This is a genomic window from Rhodopirellula baltica SH 1, from assembly GCF_000196115.1.
In the GTDB taxonomy this organism is placed as follows: domain Bacteria; phylum Planctomycetota; class Planctomycetia; order Pirellulales; family Pirellulaceae; genus Rhodopirellula; species Rhodopirellula baltica.
This window is the reverse complement of record NC_005027.1, coordinates 6,035,980-6,059,273: the sequence shown is the minus strand read 5'-3', so window position 1 is coordinate 6,059,273 and position 23,294 is coordinate 6,035,980. Positions and strand designations below refer to the sequence as shown.

Sequence of the window (23,294 nt, the reverse complement as noted above, 5' to 3'; positions counted from 1 at the left end):
CCGATCATGAGCATCATCGATGCCCACCGGCCACGGAATTCCTTTTGACGCAGACAAATCACTCACCGATGAAACCATTCTCGCTGCTTGCCGTTCTGGCGATCTCGTCGGTGTTCGCCGTCGACGTCAGGATGTCGTTCGCCGACGGACCACCTGCGGTTCGAACGCACGCATCCGCCGCGTCCGTCACCGTGGCCCGCAAGCGAATCGCACAAGCGATCAAAACAGATCCGATCAAATCCCCCGGTCGTGTTGTCGTGGTTTACTTCACGCCTCGTGACCGTCCACCGGCGGCCAGTCACACCGCACGAATCCGTAGGATCGTTGAGGAAACCGCCAAGTTTTACGAGAGCGAACTCAAACGACATGGATTCCCCAATCGTTCCATGCACGTGCTGCGCAACGATCGAGGACAAATCGACATCGTTGACGTGGTTGGTGAACAGACGGATTACGACAAACCCGATGGACAAAAAATACGCGACGAAGTGATCCCCGCCCTAAGACAACGTGGCATCGATGCCGACGCATCCGTGTTGTTGCTGTTTTGCAATCTAATGGACTACGATCCTGTCGCCGGCAAGATCTCTCATCACAGCCCTTACTACGGCGGTGGCAACCACTTGTCGGGGACCGCTTGGCAATGTGATTCCGAGATTCTGGATACCCGTCGCTTTCGTGACCCAACCCCGATCCGAGACGGCGAATACGGACGCATCACGATCGGCCGCCACAACTCAATTTTCATTGGCGGGGTGATCCATGAACTTGGCCATGCTCTCTCGCTGCCGCACTGTCGCCAACGCGTCGACGAAGCCGAACGTGGCACAGCATTGATGGGCTCGGGCAATCGAACCTACGCACAACAATTGCGAGGCGAAGGCAAAGGTACTTTCATCACGCAAACTCATGCATTGCGATTGGCGGCTCATCCGGTTTTCAACCGACAAGTCAGCCGCTCGATCTACGATCGTCCCACCACCGAATTTCATGACTTGCGCCTGTCAGTGGGTCCAGACCAATCAATTCAGGTTATTGGGCGTGTCAACGCTACGATCCCATCTCATGCGGTGGTTGCCTACTTTGATCCAGATGGAGGTGGCGACTATGACGCAACCACGGCAACATCCATTCCCGGTACCGACGGCGAATTTGCGATGCGCAGTGGTCCGCTCCGGCCGAGAACATCCGGTGAGTTGAGGATCGTGTCTTGTCACGTCAATGGCACGACGAGCACGCGGTCGCTGCGGTACGTCATCAACCCGGATGGAACGCCAAACCTTTCGATCGCGAAGCTGGAGTTGGAACTGAAACCGGTGATCGATGAACTGCAAACCGGCTCGGTCGAAGACGCCACCAAATTGCTTCGCGAAATCGCCGGCTCAGACGATGAACTCGCCAGCATCGGCCAAAGCGTGCTTAATCGTTTCCGAAACGTTGACCAACCAATTTCAATCGACGCTGCTCGAATCCCAACGACTACCAAATCAATTTGGCTCTCGACGATTCGCCCACAATCGTCCGAAGTGGGATGGTTGCGTGCGACTTACAACTCCGTGCCAGACAAAAACCGATTGTTGTCCTTGGGTGGCGACTACTTTGCTCACGGGATCTATGCCCACGCACCTGCCAAACATGTCTACGAGCTTGATGGAAACTGGAAACGTCTTCGCGGGCGAAGTGGAATCCAAGGCAATCTGTTTGGGCAAGTCGATTTTGAAATCATCGGCGATGGTAAATCGCTCTGGAAAGCAACTCGCGTGACCGCCGGTCAGGGCAACGCGTTCGACATTGATGTCAGCAAGGTGCAGACCCTGACTTTGAAAGTGACCGATGGCGGCAACGGTCGCGGAGGTGACTGGGGCATCTGGGTCGAACCCATGCTCACGCGATGATTGCATCCAGCGAATCGCAATGAGATTTTGATTGGTGAACACGTCCTTTTGAAGATTGAGATGTCGAAGGTATTTATCGCCGGAGCAACCGGCCAAACAGGTCACTTGTTGATGCAGCAACTGATCAAACGCGGCCACCACGTTGTGACGGTGGTTCGATCCGCCTCGCGTCTTCGTGAGATGCTGGGCGAATTCGACGAAACCACTTGCACGATCACCGAAGCCAGCCTTCTCGATTTAACCGACGAGCACCTGACCGCTCAGGTCGATGGTTGCCATGCCATTGCATCGTGCTTGGGTCACAACCTGACACTGAAAGGCATGTTCGGACAACCGCGCCGGCTGGTCACGGATGCGGCCCAACGGTTGTGCAAAGCAGCCAGCAAATCCTCCGCGCCCATGCCGATCCGCTTCGTGCTGATGAGCTCGTCGGGAGTCAGCAATCACCATTTGAACGAAACCCACTCGTTCGCGGAACGATGTGCGTTTGGATTGTTGCGAGTGTTGGTTCCACCTCACGTCGACAACGAACAAGCGGCTGAATATCTGCAAACCCAAATCAAAGAAGGTGACGCCGCCATTGAATGGTCCATCATTCGTCCTGACTCGCTGCACGATGCGAACGAGGTCACCGAGTATGACCTGCATCCTTCGCCGATTCGCAGCCCGCTTTTCGATTCGGGAAAATCAAGCCGCATCAATGTCGCTCACCATATGGCCGAGCTAATCTCCGATGACGAGACATGGAATCGGTGGAAAGGCAAAATGCCGGTGCTCTACAACCGGGATTGAACGATCCCGCCCCGGCGTTTCGAATATTCGCGTCGCTTGATCCAACCCAATCCAACTCCGACATACACTCCAACCTCAACTCACCCCAGCATGACCAAGATCTATCACAACCCGCGGTGCACGAAGTCACGTCAAGCTTTGCAGCTGCTGGAAGAGCGAGGCGTCGAAGCGGAGGTCATCAAGTACATGGAGACTCCGCCGAGCAAGAAAGAACTCGCCGAGATCGTCAAACTGTTGGGCATTCCCGCCGAAGCGTTGGTTCGCAAAAAGGAACCTCTGTTCAAAGAGCTCAATCTGGGTGAACAAACCCTGACGAATCAACAATGGATCGCCACGATGGTGGAACACCCCAAGTTGATCGAACGTCCGATCGTAATCCACGAGGGAAAAGCGGCGATTGGTCGCCCAACCGAAAAGATCGCTGAGATTCTCGACACCTGATCGGGAACGCGACGGATGCGATCAGGATAGGATAGCGGTATCCGCGTTCCTTTTTCCCAACGGCACCCTCTATGACTCTCCAATCTCGCGTCGCCGCGTTGAGTGCATTGATTTGGATCGGTGGGGTGGCGTTGGCTGACCAACCTGCGTGGTCACAGGATGCAAATGGGTCGCAAGAAACCACGCGTTCGATCCAACGTGGTTTGCAATACGTTCGGCAAGCCGGCGAACGGTGGATCGAAAAACGTGGCTGTGTTTCATGCCATCAAATCCCGACGCTGATTTGGAGTCACGAAGCTGCTCGACAAACTGAATCCATGGTCGATTCCGACCAGCTCGGTGATTGGGAACGCTGGTCCACTGACGTCGTCAACTTTGTCAAACCAGAGCAAAAGACGGACCTGGATCATGCGGCGACGATGGCATCGAACATCGACACGATGACGCAACTTTTGCTGGCGATCCCTCCGACGAATGCATCCAGTGCTCCCAACGCGACCGCCTGGCGGTCGCGTCTTGCAGAGAACCTTCTCGAAGAACAAGCCGCCGACGGATCTTGGCGTGCGTGCGGTCAACTTCCTGCACAACGTCGACCAACCAAAGAGACCACCGCCACAACGACGGCCTGGACGGCGCTCGCCTTGTTAACAGAGTCGGTTGAGTTTGATCCATCCACCGCGATTCGGTTCATCGACTCCATCGACGAGCCCGAGTCGACGGAATTCCTGGCCACTCGGTTGCTGTTAGCTCACGAGATGAATCGACGTCGGCCTGGACAATCGCCGTCCCACTCATCAACCCAACGATGGCAGGCGGCTTTGATAGCGCACCAAAATGAAGATGGTGGATGGGGCTGGAAACTAGCAGACGCCAGCGACGCACTGGGCACCGGATACGCTCTGCATGCTCTGGCAATGACAGGAACGGAATCGAGTGTTTTGGATCGCGCGGTGAGCTACCTCCTCGCGACTCAGGAACCCAATGGGCGATGGAAAGTTCCCGGCACAAAAGCATCCGCGAAGGGCAAGGCGACGCCAACCGCGAATGACTGGGGCAGTGCTTGGGCGGTCATCGCCCTTTCAAGAAGCATGAAACATTCAACGAGCGTGAAACACAACGAATAGCCACCGAGCTATGTAACAAGTGTTGAATTGGACTGGATTTCGGGCCGCCGAATCTCGTAATCCGGCCTTCATGTCTATGGTTCGATTCGCGAGGTTTCTCCCCGCCCGATGGCTCATTGCAATGCTATTGGTCGGTGTCGGCTGCGCCAATCCAGACAGCACGTGGACCTTTCGCACGCAAACCCCGCCGCCGTTTTCGACTCCCGGTGAAGTGATTCCGCCGGACCGCTGGTGGACCAGTTTCAACGATCCAACGCTCAACGCAGAGATCGATGTCGCACTGCAAGGCAACTTCACTCTCGCCGCGGCTCTACAACGTTTGTATGCGGCTCGAGCGGTTACACGTCGCGAAGCATCGGACCTCTGGCCGGATCTGAATGGTGTTGCCGACTACGGCAGTACGATGGGTCCTGGTAGAGATCGATCCAGTTTCATTTGGGGATTGGATGCTGGATACCAAGTCGACTTGTGGGGCGAAATCGAATCCCGCGTGGATGCCGAACGCTTACGAACATCCGCCACGCGTGAAGACTACCATGCGATCGCATTGACCCTGACCGCGGAGATCGCTCGAACGTGGTTCTCTCTGATCGAAGGCCACGCCCAGATCAAACTGCTCAACGAGCAACTTGATAACAATGAGATGGGGTTGGCGTTGCAAGAAGCACGCTTCGCCTCAGGATTGATCCGCAGCCCCGACGTGCTTCGGCAGCGACAATTGGTCGAAGCGACGTTGGAACAAATTGTCGTCGAAAAAGTCCGCATCGAAGTCCTGGAACATCAACTCGCAGTGTTGCTCGGCGAGATGCCTCAAGCTGCGGAATACGACCCCGGATCAATTCTGCCGCCATTGCCCCCTCTGCCTTCGACGGGCCTGCCCTCGGAGTTGCTGCAGCGTCGTCCAGACGTTCGGCGAGATTACCTGGCCTTCCGTGCTGCTGACCGAGACCTGGCTTCCGCGATCAGTGCCCAATATCCCCGGATCAATCTCACGGGATCGCTGCTGAACGTGTCGGAATCCCCCGAAACGTTGTTCCGCGATTGGTTTGTATCCATCGGTGCACAGATGATCGCCCCGCTGTTTGACGGTGGGCAACGTCGGGCTGAAGTCGACCGGAATGCCGCAGTCAAACGTGAATTGTTCAATGTTTATGGGCAGACCATGCTGAACGCTTTCAGCGAAGTCGAGGACGCGTTGGCCCAAGAACGATACCAGCTCGAACGAATCGAGCACCTGGAAAATCAGGTCGAACTGGCGCGACAGTCATCCGAACAGCTGAGAGAGCAATACCTGATCAGCGATGCGACATATCTGGACGTGCTCAGTGCAATCACGGCACAGCAAAGATTGCAGCGCGAAACGCTTTCGGCTCAACTAGACTTGGTGCTCATTCGCGTCTCGCTGTACTTGGCGTTGGCAGGCGATTTTGACACCCGTCCACAAGACTTTGAATTATTGGAATCCACCGTGGAAATCATCCCGGAGACCGTCGTCGATGAGTGATGCGTCGAAACAGCGACCCAAATGGCGCTGGCTTCGCATCCTTGGTACCACCATCACCTGCTTGGCAATTCTAGGTGCGTCCGCCGCTGCGGTGGTCGTGATCAACAAGACCGAACCCACCGCTCAGCAGGTCAACGCGACGCGAAAATCGTCCGCTTTGGTGGACACCATCACCGCGGAACGAGGCACCTACTCGCCTCAGTTGGTGGTGCTTGGAACCGTCGAACCGGCCCAAGATATCACGCTCGGCCCACGAATCAGCGGCCAAGTGGTTGAGCTTTCGCCCGAATTCATTCCCGGTGGCATGGTCAGCAAGGGAGATCTGTTGCTGCGGATCGACCCATCGGATTTCGAAAATGCGGTCTCGATCAGCAACAGTGAATTGCTGCAGAAGGAAGCGTTGTGGGAAATCGAACAAGCACGCCAACGTCTGGCGGTAAAAGAGCTAGAAATGCTCCAAGACACCATCGACGATACCAACCGCGGCCTTGTATTGCGGGAACCGCAAATCGCATCGATCAAAGCGGAGATGGCAGCGGCAAAGGCATCGCTGGAACGCGCTCAGTTGGACCTCGATCGAACGGAAGTCACCGCTCCCTTCGATGCTCAAATCCTGACGCAATCGGTCAACATCGGTTCTCAAGTCAGACCGGGCGATGAGCTCGCGCGTTTGATCGGTGTGGATGAGTACTGGATCATGGCGGCGGTTCCCATTCGAACACTGCGATGGATTCAATTCCCCAAAACCAGCGAAGATGGAACATCAACCGAAGGATCCAAGGTGATCCTGCGCAACACAGATGCTTGGGGGCCCGACGCCCAACGCGAAGGCCGGGTTGCTCGGCTGATCGGAACCCTCGACCAACAAACTCGGCTGGCTCGTGTGTTGATCACCGTCGCTGATCCGCTCGGACGAGAATCCGATGCACCACCGTTGATTTTGGACACGTTGATTGAAACACAAATTGAAGGCAAAGAGATCAACGATGTGATCCGTTTGCCTCGCGATTACGTCCGAGATCAAGACACGGTCTGGGTGATGAAAGAGGAACAACTCGAAATTCGCGAGACTCAGGTGGTCTTTCGTGACGCCGAGTACGCTTACATCCGCGAAGGGATTGAAGAAGGCGAAGACATCGTGACCACGACCTTGGCGACGGTGGCTGATGGTGTTGGATTGCGAAAAATCACGGACGATGAAGAATCGAACGAAGAGACCGTTGACTCCGATGAAACCGAGGAGACAACCGAGTGACTTCGTTGAGCAAGATGGTTCCCGAAGGTGGCCCCATCGCATGGATGGCTCGTAATTCCATTGCGGCCAACTTGCTGATGTTGCTGCTGCTCGGTGGAGGCATCTGGTCGGCGTTTGCGATTCAAAAAGAAGTCTTCCCCCAGTTTCAACTCGACATCGTTGAGGTCGCCGTTGGATACCCGGGTGCCGCCCCGGAAGAAGTTGAACAGGGCATCCTGCGTCCGATCGAAGAGGCCGTTCGCGGCGTCGAAGGCATTCGAGAAGTCACCAGCGAAGCTCGCGAAGGCCGTGGTGAACTTCTGATCGAATTGGTCGGCGGCGAAGACCGGATGAAGGTGCTGCAAGACGTTGACCAAGCAGTCAGCCGGATTCGCACCTTCCCGGATCAAATCGAACAACCCGAAGTCCGGTTGCAGTCTCGTCAACAAGAAGTGATGCAGGTCGCGATTTATGGTCCGATCGACGTTTGGGCATTGCGAAAACTGGCCGAGCAACTTCGTGATCAACTGCAATCCAAAGAACAAATCACGCAAGTCGAATTGCGTCGAGTTCCAGCCTACGTCACGCATGTCGAAATCCCACGTCAACGCTTGCGAGAGTATGGGCTGACTCTTCCCGACGTTGCGGAAATCATTCGCACGTCCAGCCAAGATGTTGCGGCCGGTTCCGTGCAAACGACCGCCGGCGAAATCCTGCTCCGTGTCAAAGCTCGAAAACAGTGGGCCGAAGAGTTTGCCGGCATCGAAATTGTGGCCGGGCGTGATGGCCCAATGGTGACGCTTGGCGACATCGCTACCATTCGCGACGGATTCGAAGAAGTCGGTTTCCATTCGCAATTCAGCCAAACGCCCTCGGTCGAACTCGACATCTATCGCGTCGGTTCTCAATCACCGATGGATGTGGCCGAAGCGGTCCAAGAGACGATGGAGGAATTCGAAACGGCTCTTCCACCAGGCGTGAAGTGGAGAATTGACAGCAACAACGCCGAAGAATTCCGCCGACGTCTGATGTTGGTCGCCGAGAATGCTGCGATGGCGGTGGTCATCGTGCTCGTGATTCTTTCCTTGTTCCTCGAATTCCGCTTGGCATTCTGGGTGATGATGGGAATGGCGGTTTCTTTCATCGGCGGTGTGCTGCTGTTGCCCGCCGCCGGCGTCAGCATCAACATGATCTCGTTGTTTGGTTTTCTTGTCGTGCTGGGCATCGTGGTCGATGACGCGGTGGTCGTGGGAGAAAACGTTTACGAGAAACGACAGACACTCAAGGATCACGAGGCCGCCGCCGTCGAAGGCACCAAAGAAGTCTCGGGACCAGTAACGTTCAGCATCCTGACAAATATCGTCGCGTTTGTTCCGCTGTTGTTCATCCCCGGCGAAACAGGCAAGTTCTGGGGACCGTTGCCAGTCGTTGTGATCATCGTTTTGGCATTGTCGTTGGTCGAATCCCTGTTCATTCTTCCGGCTCACTTGGCCCATGCTCGCGACGCGGGTCGAGATCCCAACAGCATCGGTGCACGTTTGCATCATTTGCAGCAACGATTCAGCCAGGGATTCAACCGTTTGGTGGAGTTCTTTTATCGTCCCGTCCTGATCCTCAGCCTTCGGCATCGATACGTGACCGCCTCTTTGGCTCTCGCGTTGTTCGTTGTCATCGGAGGCTATGCGACCAGTGCACACATGGGATTGATCCTGATGCCGGAAGTCTCAGCCGATGAAATCGAAGCCGGTGTGCGGATGCCAGTTGGCACGACCCAGGCTCAAGCCGCGAAAATTGCGGACACGGTGACGAAGGCCAGCATCAAGATGTTTGAAGAACACAACCTTTACGAGGTTGCCGAAGGGATCAAAACCAATGTTCGTGGCCAGAGTTTCATTGACGTGGAAATCGTGATGAAACCACCGGATCAACGAGACATGACGGCTAACGAAGTCATCGATTTGTGGCGTGAGCACATCGGCGATTTGCCAGGCGTCAATCAAGTCACATTTGAAGCTGAACGAGGGCCGGGCGGTCACCGTCGTGACATCAGCATCGACCTCAGCCACAGCGACATTGACGTGCTGGAGCAAGCCGCCACCGCGTTCGTTGATCGCGTCAAGCTGTATTCCAACGCTCGGGATGTCAACGACAACTACAACAAAGGAAAGACTCAGTACGATTTCCGACTTCGACCGGAGGGGCGTTCGCTTGGCTTGACCGATGAAGAACTGGGTGAGCAACTACGAGGTGCGTTCTTTGGATCGTTGGCGCTTCGGCTGATTCGTGGAACCAACGAGACCGAAGTCCGAGTCAAACTTCCCGAAGAACAGCGTGAAGACATTCATAGCTTGGAAGATTTGATCATTCGCACGCCGAGCGGGGCCGAGGTTCCGTTATTGGACGTTGCCGAGGTGGAAGAAACACTGGCGTTTCGATCCATCAATCGTCGCGACGGCCGACGAACGATCAGTGTCTCAATGGATGTCGAACCCAAACGCGCTGCCACTCAAGTCATCGAAGCCTTGCAAAATTCGGAACTTCCAAAGCTTCGCGAGGACTTCCCGGGGATCACATGGAGCTTTGAAGGCAGTGACGCGGAAATGCGACAGGCCACGGCGTCACTCTGGGGATCGTTCGGCTTGGCACTCGCGGTCATCTATTCGCTGCTCGCCATCGCATTCAAAGGCTATGTGCAACCACTGATTGTTTTGGTCGCCATCCCCTTCGGCGTCGTGGGCGCAATCATCGGTCACATCATGCTCGGTTACGACCTGTCGCTGGTCAGCTTGATGGGCGTGATTGCTTTGTCGGGCGTTGTCATCAATGACTCCCTGATCATGATTGACTATGCGAACCGTCACCGAAAAAACCAGTCCGCCTTTGATGCCATTTCACAAGCCGGATTGCGTCGATTCCGTCCGATCTTATTGACCACCCTGACAACCTTCGGCGGTTTGATGCCGTTGATTTTCGAAGACTCCCTGCAAGCTCAATACATCATCCCGATGGCGATCTCGCTCGGTTTTGGCATTCTCTTCGCGACGGCGATCATTCTCGTGCTGGTACCATGCTTGTACCTGATCCTCGAAGACATCCAAAAGACGTTCACGCCAGATACAGAATGATTGCGACAGCCACTCTTTGATCAATCAGCGAAGTGTCATCACGACGCCTCGCTTCAGTCGCGATCCAAGATGATTCGGTAGCGAGCGTCACCGCTGCGTAAACGTTCGAACGCGTCGTTGACTTTGCTCATCGGATAATGCTCGGTCACGGGAGCGATCTGGTGGCGGGCGGCAAAATCCAACATTCGCCGGATAATGACCGGTGGTCCCACTGGTGATGCTCCCAACGTCAGCTGGTTGAAGAGCATGTGCGGCAGCAATCCAATCTCCATCGGCTCCGTGAGTGCACCGACCATGTGCAAACGGCCATGAGTTTTTAGGGTTCCGAGGACCGCGTTCCAATCCAACGGCACGTTGATGGTGGAAATCACCAAGTCAAAACGCAGATCGGTGTTCTTAATCGCGTCCATGTCGCGCGAATTGATTGTGTGGTGCGCCCCCATCTCCAAAGCTTCTTCTTCCTTCGACTCGGATGTGAAAGCGGTGACTTCACATCCCCAAGCATTTGCAAACTTGAGGGCGAGGTGTCCGAGTCCACCGATCCCGATCACGCCGACGGAAGAGGTCGGTGAAAGATCCAATTGAACAAAGGGATTGAAAACCGTGATTCCTCCGCACAACAGGGGTCCTGCTTCCTTGGCATTCAACGAATCAGGAATCTTCACAACGCTGGCTGATTGAGCCCGAACGGTATCCGCGAATCCGCCGTGACGTCCGCCAATCGTTGCTTGAGCATCGTTGCAAAGATTGTGATCACCGCTCATGCACTGGTCACATACCATGCAATATCCCGCATGCCATCCCAAACCCACGCGGTCACCCACTGACAAATGTGTAACGTGATCGCCCACCGACGAAACTTTGCCGATCACTTCATGCCCTGGAACGAGTGGGTATTGGCTCATCTCCCAATCGTTGTCGACCATGCTGATATCACTGTGGCAGATCCCGCATGACTCGACATCGATGTCGACCTCGTTGGCACCGATATGATCAAGTTCATACTCGAACTCTTCAAAGGTTCCTTTGGATTCTTTCACGGCGTAGGCATGGACGGTCTTCATTGGAATCTTTCTTCAAAAGGGATTGGGGATTGCGTGCAAGTCAACGACGACGCTTAGCGGAAGCTTCGGTAATTCCTACTCGACTCCGCAGGACTCGGGCTGTTTCGATTCCGCTTGGTAGGTTGGAAAATCGGTGTAGCCTTCCGCGTCATGTGAGTACCAAACGGACATGTCGGCCATCTCCGCAAGAGGCCACCCGTTTTCAAAACGCTCCACCAGATCTGGGTTGCTGATAAAAGGACGGCCAAAGGCAATGAGATCCGCTGCTCCGTCCACAATCGCCTCTTCCGCAGACTCCCGCGTGTAGCCAACGTTGCCCATCAACGTACCACTGAATACCTTCCGGAAATCAGCAAGCGTCATCGCGGGTCCAAGTTCGTGAAAACCAAACCCGGTGCCATCCATCACGTGCAAGTACGCGAGGCCGTACTGGTCGAGTTGACGAGCGACATAGGTGAACTGCTCGATGTAATCCGGCGACCCCATGTCATTGAACGAACCATTGGGAGCCAGCCGAACACCAACACGATCGCTGGACCAAACGCTCGTGACCGCATCAACGACTTCGCCCAGTAGCCGATAACGATTCTCGATGCTGCCGCCGTATTGATCTTCGCGGTGATTGGATTTGGATTGCAAGAATTCGTCCAACAGATAGCCGTTGGCGGAGTGAACTTCTACGCCATCGAAGCCTGCCGACTTGGCGCGTTCGGCGGCCTTGCGATAGTCCTCCACGATGCCGGGCAGTTCGCTCGTTTCAAGAGCACGTGGCACCTCGTAAGGCTTCTTTCCCGACGGGGTGTGCACTCCGTCACCTTCGATGGCGATTGCCGATGGTGCGACCGGCAGTTCGCCATCGTGGAAATCACTGTGCGATGCACGTCCGGTGTGCCACAACTGCAGAAAGATACGGCCGCCGGCTTGATGAACCGAGTCGACCACGACCTTCCAACTTTCGGCCATTTCATCGGTGTAGATGCCCGGCGATTGAGGCCAACCGATCCCTTGTTCAGATACGACGGTCGCTTCGCTGATGATCAAACCGGCGGAAGCTCGTTGTGTGTAGTACTCGGCCATCATTTCATTGGCCATGCGTTCCACTCCGGCACGCGCTCGTGTCAGCGGAGCCATCACGATGCGATTGCGTAGCGTCAGTCCACCGATCTCCAGTGGTTGGAACAACGCGGACTTGGAGGAATTCGATGCGGGAGCGTTCATATTGTTGGAAGCCATTTGGGTTGCTTTCGGTCAGTCTGTTCGGTTCACATAAGTGGTCGCCACTTTCTCATGGCGTCGCACTGTATATGTCCGGCTACGGGGTTGTCCCGCAAAGCGCGTGCCCTGAATGAACGCAAGTCTCGATGTGGCAATGCTTTCAGACACGCTGCCGCATCGATTCAAGTACGGGCGACCGCAGATTGCCGCGCAGAAGTCGGCGATGGGTGCATCATCCAACCGACAACATTGAGCGTGACGGATGAACCGCGAAGATGAAGCTTCTCCGGAGATGGTTTCACTGCTGAGCACAATCTTCTCGCCAGCGGCCGAACACGAACCGCCGGGTCAACAATGAATGCTTGCGCAATGAGCGGCGAAGAAGTGTGGGTACCTATCTCCCGACCGTTCCTGCGCAAATCGCCGAACGCGAATCAACTGATTGATCGACGCCGAAGCCTTACACCAACGACATCGCGTGGATCATTTCTCTCGCGATTTGTCGGCATCGCTCATCGTAAATTTCGGCTTCCCGAGGCGTGTCATCGGACACCTTGGGATCCTCGTAGCGGATCGGCAACCGCAGATCGCATCCGGGAACAATCGGGCAAGCTTGATCGGCACTTGAACAAGTCATCACCGCCGCGAATTGCCCCGCCGGATTGGGTGACTCGTTGTAAACCTTTGAGAAGCACAACAATGGTTCAGCCTGCTCGGAGTAACGAACCGCATAAGTTGGGTTGCTCCCGTCTTCCGTCTTCACGTCGACTTCAAACCCAACTCTTTTCAACGAAGCAACGATTCGCGGATTCATCGCCGTCGCTTCCGTTCCGCCGGAGAATGTTTGAACACTCTGCAGCCCAAACAAATCCGCGGCCACCTTGGCCCAGATTTGCGTCAAGTGACTGCGGCGTGAATTATGTGTGCAGATGAACGTCAACTGCACCGGGCGAGACTTCTGAATCTCACCACGAACGTAGCCCGCCAATTGCTTCAAGTCGTCTTGGCGTTCTTCGGAAATCAAATCCAACTCGCCTCGGCGCTGTTCCACAAAGGTGCTCAAGGATGGGAACAAACCGATGGTGTTCAACTCACTCATGATCACTCTCAAGGATTGACGAAGACTAGCGCACGTTCAAACGCCAGACACAAAATCGCGGATACCAGACGCACCCATCGCTCAACGACGATTAACGATATGGGTCCGCGATTACGTCGTCAACAGCCCACCTTCGCCAAACGGGCGATCCTCAAACCAGAGCGTTTTCAAACAAGGCGAGCATCCGACTCCAAGCTTTCTCTGCTTGCTCGGGATTATGGACACGAGTGTCAGGCGGACACCAACCATGCCCGGCGGGGTACACTTCGATCTCAGAATCCAGGTCCGCTTCGTCAAACGATTCCTTCAATACCGACTTCGCCTCGGGATCGCGTTGGTCATCATTCTCGGCGATTGCGATCAAAAAATCCGCTTTCATCTTTGGGATCAATCGGTGTGGGCTATCGTCCCCGTCAGACACCAATCCGCCACCATGAAACGTTGCCGCCGCACCGATGCGATCGGGAACCGCAGCCGCGGTTCGGAAGACGATAGGGCCTCCCATGCAATAGCCGGTCGTTCCAATAGGCTTGCTCGTGTCCACCTGTGATTGCTTGTCCAACCAAGCCACAAACGCTTTTGCGTCCGTTGTGTGGGTCTCGGGGGTCAATGAACGAGCCAATGGCCGAACATCCGCAATCGAAGTGTTCGCTCCGTTGGCGGCGGTCGGTGCTTTCTGCTGGCGATAAAAAGGATTGACTACCAAAACGCTGTACCCGGACTCAGCCAAACGTTTCCCCATTTGCCGAAACGCGGATCGCAAACCAAAGATGTCGGGCCAAATCAAAACCGCAGCATGCGTTCCCGCCGATGGTGATACGAAGTAGGCATCACACTTGCCGTCGGGAGTTTCGATTTCCACATCCTGCTCGCTGACTTCAGCTGCGTTGGCGACTCGAGAAAGCATCATCGCGGCACCGATTCCGGCCGCGGCAAACGTCCCCATGTCACGACGCGAATACTTCTTTAGATCTTCTTCGAAATGATCCTGATCACACATAGTGGGCTCAACCGTTCGATGGGGCAATGGAAAACTGTTGAAACAATCAAGCGAGCGACTGGAACCGATCTGCCAGTCGCCCGCTCTGAATCGTTCATGCTACCAACATTCATCGAGACGATGGATACTGGCAGAGACCAAATTCATTCCTTGCCGATGCAGTACAAATGCGACTTGCTTCGCATGAAGATTTGGTCCCCGACGATGGCTGCGGACGCATCGATTTCATCGTCCAGCTTGTTCGTAGCGACCACTTCCATCTCACTGCCGTGACTCAAAACCAAAGTCGTTCCATCGCGTCCGGTGAAATAGATGTGATCAGCCGCTGCCACCGGTGAGGCATAAACCGTCGAGACATCAGGCAGGCGTGTTTGATCAATTACCAGTTCACCGGTCTTTGCCTTCCGAGAAACCAAGACACCATTGTTGGCCTTCACAAAGTACAGCTGACCTTTGTAAAGCACCGGGGAAGGCACATAAGGAGCCGCGTCTTCTTCGATCCAAGTGATCACGTCGCTGTTGGTGACATCACCTTTCGCACTCAGCGGAATCGAATAAATCGCGTAGCCTCGAAAACCAGTCATCACGATGACGTTGTCCTCAAACCGAACCGGCGAAGGAATTGGATTGCCGGCTTGGCCGCCGCATTCCCAAATCAATTCACCGGTCGTCAAATCATAGCTCCGAACTCGATTGGAACCGTTTGTGATGACTTGCGTACCGCCTTCGTACTCGGTGATCAAAGGCGTCGACCAAGTCGTTTGCTCATCACGACTTTGCCGCCATTTTTCTTCTCCGGTAGCTGCGTCCAAAGCCACAATGAACGACTCTCCTTCGTGATCCCACGGCACCACCAAGATGCCATTGTGAACCGCTGGTGAGCTACCTTCGCCAAACTGATTTCGAGTTTGCATCTGTCCCAGATCCACACTCCACAGTTGCGTGCCATCCAGATCCAGGCAAAAAACGCCTCGAGATCCAAACGACATGTACAACTTCTCACCATCAGTCACCGGTGAGGATGACGCAAAGGTGTTGGTGTTGTGCCCAGCTTCGTGAGGCACTTCCTGGGTCACCGATGTCCGCCAGATCTCTTTGCCGTTATTCCGATCGTAAGCGATCACAACGAAGTCGTAGACGTTCGTCGGTTTGGCACTGCCACCGCGACCGCCGCGGCCACGACCACGGCCTCCGCGATCCGGTCCGCCACGCCCGCCTTCCGGACGGCCACGCTCGGCACGACGATCTCCCCGCGGTGGGCCGGATTCCGGCGGCGTTTGGTTCGCGGTTTCAGCCGAACCAGCACCGTCGGCAACTTCGTCCGTCTTCACCGCGGTGCTGACATACACGCGATCACCAAGGATGATCGGGGTGCTGCTACCGATGCCGGGAACATCGATCTTCCAAAGGATGTTTTCTGATTCGCTCCAAGTCGTCGGCGGACTGGACTCCAACGCCGTTCCGGACGCATCCGGCCCGCGCCACTGCGGCCAATCGCGATTGATATCGTTGCCGTTGGCGGGCGATACGGCGTGGTTGGCACAGCACGCAAAGAATGCCAAACCAAAGAAAAGGGTCGTGTGTCGCAAGATTCCAGCTCCGAGAATGCCGGTGGGGAATGACTAGGAACGTCCAGAACGCCCCCGATGAAGCATTGAACCCGCAAAGTCCGCCCAAGTTCCGTTTCCGCGTTTGCGATCAGCGGCACTTTCGCTCGCTGCCATCCTCAGCACCCGGCCCTCCTCGTTACCCCGCCCTCCTCAGCACCCAGCCCGTCAGCTTGCAGCTCGTTCTGTCCGCAACACCGATCAGCGGCTGGTCAGCAGGACTCCTGAACGACGTCGACGTGCGTTCAGTGCCAAAGTCCCCGCAACGATTGCGACACCCGGATAGGCGAATCCTGACAACCGAAGTGGCCGAGTGCCCAAAGCAGGCTGTGCCAGTGCGTCGGTCTCAAACGCGATCGCCGCCAACACTGCATCGCGAACTTCGTTCACAACGACTGGGCCCGGAACCTTCTCCGCTGAAGCCATCTGACCGATTGTCCGGTGGACTCCCACGGTTGCATCCAAAGCGATCTCCACCATTCCAGGTGAAAAAGTCGGAACGACCGTTGGCAATGCACCCTGGAATTGGATCCCATCGATCAAGCCGGTGGGAGAGCCAAACCAACTTGCCAAAGCGTCGTCGACAGAATGTCCTTCCAACAACGGCGTTTCGCTGGTGTCACGAACACGCCCCGATTCGATACCCTCCGTCAGATCATCCGTTGCATCTCGAGCCACCTTGCGAAGTTGCTCGAGCGTGCGTTCGTCCAATTCCCATGCGTCGTCGTCCGATCCGGAGGATTCCAGCGACACGTCGCTGCTGGAAACTCGGGGCAACCAATCGATCGTTCCCCCATCCACTTCGCCGGCGATAGGCGACGACGAATCAACCGCGGCAATTTGCGAGTTGTCAGTCGAGCGATTCGTCCGTTCGGCGACGTTCGCGACTGCAACAGCGGCTGTTGAATCATCGACCGAGGCAACCGACGAACCACTGCCTTGTACGGCACCGGTATTGCTCGTTGCAACATTCGATGCGGATGATTTCGAATCGCTGCCCCGGCCTGTCGAACCAGACTCCGATGAACCGGCGGCGGAGTTCGCACGAGCCAACACGGTTCCTTCGCCCGCCGACGAACGAACACTTCCGCCGCTCCAACCATCAAGCACATCACCCACACTCACACTGTTGGATGGTCGCGGCGCAGCAACCACAAACTGAACCGTCCACAGCACCGAACTGGAACCAGACGACTGAAGACTCTGATTGCTAGATGAACCTTCGACCGACGTTTGTGAATTTGCCTGCGACGATTGACCAATCAGATCGAATGTTCGCAAATCACCGCCGCGAGGCTCACGCCCGGAAATGGGTTGCCCCCGATCGTTCTGTCCTCCATCACGTTGTCCAGGATGACCGTGTTGTACTGATGGGCGTGAAATCGCAGCGAAGTCTCGCATCGGACGTGCACCGCCGGGATCCAGCGAACGTTCTGATCGATTCTGAATCCCCGCACCATCACGCGCGCTACCGGAATTGATTTCGGCAGCTGCACGTTGCAATGCCGGAACCGCTCGATCCATTTGCGATCGGTCCATTCCTTGGTTCGCAGCACCCATATCAGAATGCGCGAAGATCCCGCCGGCCAACAAAGAACGTGATTCAAGTTGTTCGAGCAATAAGATTCGCGAGTCGTTAATTGGCTTCATGAATCAATCCTTGTAGCTCTTCTTGAGGCAGCGAGTTTCCGGCAGAAGGCATCACGCTTTGATGATTCGCCCGGTGCTTTCGCAGGTATTCATTGTAACGAACAACTTCCGGCGCAACCGAAACCGCGACGGATTGCAGGCGAATGGCGTGGGAATATGCCTCGGCGGCTGCCCCAGCATCCCCCAGTTGCTGTTGAAGGAATCCATAGTTGTTCCAAACTCCACCCAGCATGCTCTGCGTCTCGGCGTCTTCTGGAAATTGAGTAGCGAGCGGTTGTCCAACTTCCAGCGCCTTCTCAAATGCTGCCCGTGCCTTTCCCAGAGATTTCATCTTCGATCGAACCAAACCCAAGTGATTGAAACTGAGTGACAAATCCCTCCGGTAGTTCGGGTGACTGGGCCAACGGAGCACCACTTGATTGCCCATTTCAATGGCTTGTTCGAATGTCTCGATTGCTTTTGCATTCCTCCCCATCGCGGATTGCGCCGCGCCGAGCGTATTGAGCGTCACCATCGTCTGCCCGGCAATCTCCGCGTCACCTGGTTCAGCCTGCAAGAAACTCAATTGGGACTCGAGTGCCTGACTCGCATAACGGATCGCTCGTTCAGGGTCCGATTCCGTCAACAGGCCCGCCAAATTGGACTGAACCGCTGACAACTTTTTCGCAATCTCCCCCGTATTTGATTCCGACAATTTGTCTGTGTTTGATACTAATTCGATGGTCAACGGCTGAAGACGCTCAATTGCTTTCGCAAAATACGATTCCGCTTCCGTTTTTGCATCGGTTCGCATCAACAACAAACCCATGTTGTTCATCGTTGTTGCCAACGACACTTCGGCCTCGCGGCGTTGTGGAAACGCGGGTCCTTGATTGACCAGCTTCTGTTGAAGTTTCATCGCCCGAACAAAATAGCGAGCTGCCTCCTCCAGTTTCCCTGCCCGTACCAAGGCTTGTGCCAAGTTGTTCTGGCACGTCGACCAGTGCAGCCGCACGGGATCGTTGATTCCCGCATCAGCCGCCAACTCAGCGTAAATCGATTCACTGCGTTTCAGGGCTGCGATCGCCTGTTGACTAGCCCCCAGTTCAGATTGCAGATCACCCACTTTCGCAAGCGTCATTGCCAGGTCCTCGCGCAATGCTGGATCGTCTTTGACTTCCGCTGCAAAGAGTTCGTAGTACTGCAGTGTTTCCAGCAGGTACTCCCGACGAACCGAATCAGCCCCGGGGATGTGAGCGAGCGACTCGGCCATCTGAGCTCCCAAACGATCGATCGCTCCGCGAGCCAACAGCTCACTCCGAGTGGCCCGCGCCAAATTGCTGTCCGACACGCTCTTCGCCGCTGCCAGCTTGGCATTGTAAATTGTCGACCCGACCAAACCCAAAATCACAATCAAAGCCGCCGACAGTGCCACACGACGATGCTTCGAAGCCAGACGGATCAAGCGATCGCTCATCGATGGTGGTCTGGCGATGGTGGGTTCACCCCGCAACACTCGATCCATGTCTTCGGCGAACTCTTTGGCGGTCTCGTATCGATCCTCACGCCCCTTCGACATCGCCTTTGCTATCACGGTGCCTAGATCACGAGGCAAATCTGGTCGCAATAGATGCAGCGGGATCACCTCCTCGTTGTCGATCTTCTTCAGAATCGTTGCCGCATCTTCGCCTTCGTGGGCGTAACGCAACGTCAGGCATTCGTACAACGTTGCGGCCAAAGAATATTCATCGGCTCGTCCATCAATCAAAGCCGACTGCCCGCGAGATTGCTCGGGACTCATGTATCGCATCGTTCCAATGACGTCGCCTGATCGAGTCAATGACATTTCGGTCTGACAGCGAGCCAAACCAAAATCGGTCACCCAAATCTTGCCGGATCGATCAAGCATCAAGTTGGATGGCTTCACGTCACGATGGACCACACCATTTTCATGGGCAACGTGCAACGCGTCAGCGATGTCGATTCCCCACTGAACCACTTGCTTCCATGCGTCGCGTTTTCGTTCCGCCGACTCCGCCCGAGATTCGCCGGAGGAAGTCCCCGATTCCACGGCAAGCTCACCAGCGATTTTCTCCTCACGACGTTCCCGCACCCAAGCATCCAAGGCGATGCCATCGATGAACTGCATCGCGTAGTAGTGAACGCCTTGATGGCTGCCGACGCTGTGGATCGGGACAATGTGCGGATGCTGCAGCAAGCCAGCCGCGTGAGCTTCGTTTTTGAAACGAGCGATCTGGTTCGAGTCCAACATGGAAGCCAGCGGCAGCAACTTGATCGCGACGCGTCGATCAAGCGACTGCTGGCTGGCTTCGTAGACAACTCCCATCCCACCACGACCAATCTCATGATGCAAAAGGAAGTCACCGAGTTGTTTGTCCGCCGGCAGCGGAACCGAAGGCGCATCGAGCGTGGGGTGCATCCCGGCGGCCACGCCGTAGAGAGCTCTCAGCTTTTCAAGGTAAGCATGAAAGACGGACCCCAAGTCTGGGTTCTGCCGAACGATTTCATCCGAGTCCAATGACTCGCCGTTTTCCAAACCGACCAAGTACTCATCCAACAACTTCGTCAGCCGAGATTGTTGCTCGTCATTCAGACCGCGCAGCAGCGATGGATCCGTCGATTGCGATTCGTCCGTCGACAATTCAAAGGCGACCATCAACGCTGATCCTCGGATGCTTTGAAACTCTCCAGCGCTCGCAACCAAAGCATCCGAACAGCACCGCACTTGCGATCCATTCGCTCCGCGATCTCATCGAACGATAGCCCTTGCAATACTCGCAGGACGATCACTTCGCGGTAATGCGGTTTGAGCTTGCTGAGCTGGTTGGACAATTCGACGGCACCTTCACGGGCACGCATCGGCGCACTTGGCGAGGGTTCATTGCCCGCCAAAATACCAGCCCAATTGCAAGCCGACTCCTCCAATCGATTGCTGACCGCTTCCAAAGAAACTTCGCGACGAATGTCTCGTTTTTGAACTTGAACGTGGCGTTTGAAACTGCGATGCAACGTGTGAATCAAGATCGTTCGCAACCAACAAAGCAGCTCGCCCTGACTGGTGCCACGAAAATCGCCGAAGTCCTGGTGAGCTTCCAACATCGCTTCTTGAACGATGTCCGATGGATTGACTCGTTTGCGAAGCCGACGATCCAACTGAGTGCTGGCTAAGATCGTCAAGTAGTTCGTGTACCACTGGAGCAGTCGTCCCAACGCGTCCCTGTCACCATCGCGTGCGTGGTCCAACAACTCCATGAACCCGACGTCGTTGCCCCAACCTTCTCGGTCGCTGGAATCGTTTTCGCGCGTCGTCCATGAGGAGTCCGTGGCGACCATCGCATTGCCTTCCGAAGAGTAGTGTGACTTCGCATCATCATTCGCAAGGAACTAGTTGCGGGGCAAACTACAAACCGTCACCTCTTTTTCAGTTTTTTTCAAAACTCATCGATTTATCGCCGAAACCTCGAGAACCGATCCCGAGGGGCATCCCGACCCACCACGCTGAACGCTGCATCGACGCGATCCAATCGCGATGACCGCAATGAGACAGAATCCGAATCAGCTGCCTCAGCTTCTTCCCGAAAGGCCTCCCATTCCGAGAAAGAAACGCCGCCATCTGCGTCTGCATCCGCCTCCGCCAATTTCGCCCAAAGCCGATCGCGAACCTCGGTCTCCGTGATCAAACCGTCCTCGTCGGTGTCTTTCGATAAGAAACGTTCCTCACGAGCGACCAGGAACGCGGCTTCTAATTCTTCCGCGGTCAGCAAACCATCGGCATCACCATCGGCCTCCAAACCAGTCAGTTTTTCCCACAACCGCTCGGACACTTCTGATTCCGAAAGAGCCGAATCACCGTCCGCATCCAACCGCTCGATCAACGACTCAACGTCACCGCTGAACAAACCGGCACGGAACAAACCGTGGTTTCGTCGATCAAATCCATCCGCCCGGTGATCAAAGTCTTCCTCGGACATGGTTTCGTTGTCATCGATCATCTCATCATCAATGTCATCGTCGTCCATTGGTTCGTCGCCATTCTCTTCATCGGAACCCGTTCCCTCGTTGGAATCCGTCTCACCACTGGAATCGGGGTCCTCGTCGTTTGATTCATCATCCTCGGCAGTTGGAACATCGACCAAACCGCCTTCGTCGATCGTCGATTCGTCCTCCTCGTCGAACACAACCTCAGTATCGTCCAAGGAGTCCGCTTCCGAGTTCAATTCCTCCTCGTCCAATTCCATGTCGACATCCGTCACCGCCGACTCGGAAGCAGCGTCGTCCACATCTGCATCGTTCATCGCATTGATGACCATCAACGCATCCAAAGAGGTCACGCTTCCATCGCCGTTGACGTCGCACAACCCGTCCATCTCGACGTCATCGGACTCACCCTCCGATGTTTGATTGAGCCGATTGATTACCATCAACGCGTCCAATGCCGTTGTGCGATCGTCTTCATTGACATCCGTTGGATTGACGTAGTTGAATGCATTCAGTTCCGCATCCAAACGCCCGCTAAATCGTTGCTGGAAACGGGTTCGAAACCATCGGTTCCAAACAAACCAATGGTTGCGGAAATCATTGTTCCCTGAATCCGAGTCCTGGTCATCGCCATTGCCGGGTTCGTCCGTCGAAGGATCTTCTAAAGGCGGGTCGTCTGCGGCATCCGTCGTCTCATCGTCCGTCGAGACTTCGGATTCGTCGGTCGGGTCCAACTCGTCAACAGGCTCGTCCGCCGCAGTATCTGCCGCCGCGTACAACTCGGTGATTGCAATCGCATCATCCTCGTCCAATTCGGTGAACGATTGATTGGCGGAAACAAATGGCGCCAGAACACTTCCGGACGCATCGGTGTGATCCAGCCCCAACGAGTGACCGATTTCGTGCACCGCGACCCACACCAAATCGAACGCGGCATTGCCCAGCGAGTTGCCAACTTCCCAGGTTTCCGAAAGATCAAACTGGATGTCACCGGCCAATCGAGCCGGGTTCACATCGTCGGGGAAATACGCCTGTGCCAGTGTGCCCGCTCTCCCATCCAAATTCTCGAACGAGATATCGATGGAATCATTCAGTCCGACTTGGTCGACTTCCGTGAAATCAATGTCCGCAACGCTGGCCCATGCGTTGAACGCGGTTTCGATCGCCGCATCAGTCTCTTCCTGAGTCAGCGTGCTCGGCGATCCTGTAATGGTGTAGGTCAGGGCGGCACCGCCCAGTCCCGGCCCATCCCAGCCCAGGCTGGCGGCAAGCACGCGGCGAGTTTCGAGAGATTGGATCGCAAGACGGCGCGTTCGTTTCTTCCGTTGAGTCATATTGGGCAGACGTTGCAATGAGACGAGGGAAAAAGGAGGCATCCGCGATCACATCAATCGCCAGCCTTTCCCATCACGAACGAGGATCCGATCGCGCGTTCATCTGATGGGCCACCAAGAGAGGGCATCTCTCTGCCCGTCACGTCACTTCCACACGCCATTTTCACAAAAACACCCGTTTTTCGCGGCCACCTCCACCAGCCCGACAGGTCCCAACTTTTGGAGGGCGTGC

Annotated in this window: 16 protein-coding genes; 7 read left to right on the top strand and 9 right to left on the bottom strand. The window is 55.5% G+C overall.

Annotated features, from left to right (window positions below; all coding sequences use genetic code 11):
* Positions 1-68 precede the first annotated feature (68 nt).
* The 7 genes from RB_RS23140 to RB_RS23110 all read left to right on the top strand — a co-directional run bounded on the left by RB_RS23140 (position 69) and on the right by RB_RS23110 (position 10,115).
* Positions 69-1,895: an NPCBM/NEW2 domain-containing protein gene (locus tag RB_RS23140; RefSeq protein WP_231845912.1), complete on the top strand. Its 1,827-nt coding sequence runs from the start codon at positions 69-71 to the stop codon at positions 1,893-1,895.
* A gap of 60 nt (positions 1,896-1,955) precedes the next feature.
* Positions 1,956-2,687, top strand: coding sequence for an NAD(P)-dependent oxidoreductase (locus tag RB_RS23135; RefSeq protein ID WP_231845911.1), 732 nt, complete (start codon positions 1,956-1,958; stop codon positions 2,685-2,687).
* Positions 2,688-2,777: 90 nt separating this feature from the next.
* Complete coding sequence (arsC, locus tag RB_RS23130; RefSeq protein WP_011123113.1) at positions 2,778-3,128, top strand: arsenate reductase (glutaredoxin); 351 nt, start codon at positions 2,778-2,780, stop codon at positions 3,126-3,128.
* A 71-nt stretch (positions 3,129-3,199) separates the two neighbouring features.
* On the top strand, positions 3,200-4,252 hold the full coding sequence (locus tag RB_RS23125) for a prenyltransferase/squalene oxidase repeat-containing protein (RefSeq protein ID WP_007330332.1): 1,053 nt from the start codon (positions 3,200-3,202) through the stop codon (positions 4,250-4,252).
* A 76-nt stretch (positions 4,253-4,328) separates the two neighbouring features.
* Positions 4,329-5,756, top strand: a complete 1,428-nt coding sequence (locus RB_RS23120) for a TolC family protein (RefSeq protein WP_007330333.1) — start codon at positions 4,329-4,331, stop codon at positions 5,754-5,756.
* Positions 5,749-7,011: an efflux RND transporter periplasmic adaptor subunit gene (locus RB_RS23115; protein WP_164922398.1), complete on the top strand. Its 1,263-nt coding sequence runs from the start codon at positions 5,749-5,751 to the stop codon at positions 7,009-7,011. Before RB_RS23120 ends, RB_RS23115 begins: the two co-directional genes overlap by 8 nt.
* Positions 7,008-10,115, top strand: coding sequence for an efflux RND transporter permease subunit (locus RB_RS23110; RefSeq protein WP_011123110.1), 3,108 nt, complete (start codon positions 7,008-7,010; stop codon positions 10,113-10,115). Before RB_RS23115 ends, RB_RS23110 begins: the two co-directional genes overlap by 4 nt.
* Before the next feature lie 53 nt (positions 10,116-10,168).
* Here the strand turns inward: RB_RS23110 and ahr are convergent, their stop codons facing one another.
* The 9 genes from ahr to RB_RS23065 form a co-directional block, all read right to left on the bottom strand.
* On the bottom strand, positions 10,169-11,179 hold the full coding sequence (gene ahr / locus RB_RS23105; protein ID WP_011123109.1) for an NADPH-dependent aldehyde reductase Ahr: 1,011 nt from the start codon (positions 11,177-11,179) through the stop codon (positions 10,169-10,171).
* Positions 11,180-11,254: 75 nt separating this feature from the next.
* The gene (locus RB_RS23100; protein ID WP_007330337.1) at positions 11,255-12,412 is read right to left on the bottom strand and encodes an alkene reductase; all 1,158 of its coding nucleotides are present in this window, start codon (positions 12,410-12,412) and stop codon (positions 11,255-11,257) included.
* 442 nt (positions 12,413-12,854) lie between these two features.
* On the bottom strand, positions 12,855-13,499 hold the full coding sequence (locus tag RB_RS23095) for an arsenate-mycothiol transferase ArsC (RefSeq protein ID WP_007325117.1): 645 nt from the start codon (positions 13,497-13,499) through the stop codon (positions 12,855-12,857).
* 145 nt (positions 13,500-13,644) lie between these two features.
* Positions 13,645-14,493 carry a dienelactone hydrolase family protein gene (locus tag RB_RS23090; protein WP_164922397.1) on the bottom strand — a complete coding sequence of 283 codons (849 nt, stop codon included), beginning with the start codon at positions 14,491-14,493 and terminating at the stop codon, positions 13,645-13,647.
* Between the two features lie 143 nt (positions 14,494-14,636).
* Positions 14,637-16,082 carry an outer membrane protein assembly factor BamB family protein gene (locus RB_RS23085; RefSeq protein ID WP_011123104.1) on the bottom strand — a complete coding sequence of 482 codons (1,446 nt, stop codon included), beginning with the start codon at positions 16,080-16,082 and terminating at the stop codon, positions 14,637-14,639.
* 219 nt (positions 16,083-16,301) lie between these two features.
* A complete protein-coding gene (locus tag RB_RS23080) occupies positions 16,302-17,750 on the bottom strand; it encodes a hypothetical protein (protein WP_011123103.1) in 1,449 nt (482 codons plus the stop codon).
* Positions 17,737-20,406, bottom strand: a complete 2,670-nt coding sequence (locus RB_RS23075; protein ID WP_164922396.1) for a serine/threonine-protein kinase — start codon at positions 20,404-20,406, stop codon at positions 17,737-17,739. Before RB_RS23075 ends, RB_RS23080 begins: the two co-directional genes overlap by 14 nt.
* The gene (locus RB_RS23070; RefSeq protein ID WP_007339513.1) at positions 20,406-21,083 is read right to left on the bottom strand and encodes a sigma-70 family RNA polymerase sigma factor; all 678 of its coding nucleotides are present in this window, start codon (positions 21,081-21,083) and stop codon (positions 20,406-20,408) included. Before RB_RS23070 ends, RB_RS23075 begins: the two co-directional genes overlap by 1 nt.
* A gap of 113 nt (positions 21,084-21,196) precedes the next feature.
* Positions 21,197-23,062, bottom strand: a complete 1,866-nt coding sequence (locus RB_RS23065) for a matrixin family metalloprotease (protein ID WP_164923009.1) — start codon at positions 23,060-23,062, stop codon at positions 21,197-21,199.
* Between the last annotated feature and the right edge of the window lie 232 nt (positions 23,063-23,294).

Excerpts from the sequence above, each read along its gene's own strand:
- RB_RS23140 (WP_231845912.1), top strand. The coding sequence starts at position 69 with ATGAAACCATTCTCGCTGCTTGCCGTTCTGGCGATCTCGTCGGTGTTC.
- RB_RS23135 (WP_231845911.1), top strand. The coding sequence starts at position 1,956 with ATGTCGAAGGTATTTATCGCCGGAGCAACCGGCCAAACAGGTCACTTG.
- arsC (WP_011123113.1), top strand. The coding sequence starts at position 2,778 with ATGACCAAGATCTATCACAACCCGCGGTGCACGAAGTCACGTCAAGCT.
- RB_RS23125 (WP_007330332.1), top strand. The coding sequence starts at position 3,200 with ATGACTCTCCAATCTCGCGTCGCCGCGTTGAGTGCATTGATTTGGATC.
- RB_RS23120 (WP_007330333.1), top strand. The coding sequence starts at position 4,329 with ATGGTTCGATTCGCGAGGTTTCTCCCCGCCCGATGGCTCATTGCAATG.
- RB_RS23115 (WP_164922398.1), top strand. The coding sequence starts at position 5,749 with ATGAGTGATGCGTCGAAACAGCGACCCAAATGGCGCTGGCTTCGCATC.
- ahr (WP_011123109.1), bottom strand. The coding sequence starts at position 11,179 with ATGAAGACCGTCCATGCCTACGCCGTGAAAGAATCCAAAGGAACCTTT.
- RB_RS23100 (WP_007330337.1), bottom strand. The coding sequence starts at position 12,412 with ATGGCTTCCAACAATATGAACGCTCCCGCATCGAATTCCTCCAAGTCC.
- RB_RS23090 (WP_164922397.1), bottom strand. The coding sequence starts at position 14,493 with ATGTGTGATCAGGATCATTTCGAAGAAGATCTAAAGAAGTATTCGCGT.
- RB_RS23080 (WP_011123103.1), bottom strand. The coding sequence starts at position 17,750 with ATGAAGCCAATTAACGACTCGCGAATCTTATTGCTCGAACAACTTGAA.
- RB_RS23075 (WP_164922396.1), bottom strand. The coding sequence starts at position 20,406 with ATGGTCGCCTTTGAATTGTCGACGGACGAATCGCAATCGACGGATCCA.
- RB_RS23070 (WP_007339513.1), bottom strand. The coding sequence starts at position 21,083 with ATGGTCGCCACGGACTCCTCATGGACGACGCGCGAAAACGATTCCAGC.
- RB_RS23065 (WP_164923009.1), bottom strand. The coding sequence starts at position 23,062 with ATGACTCAACGGAAGAAACGAACGCGCCGTCTTGCGATCCAATCTCTC.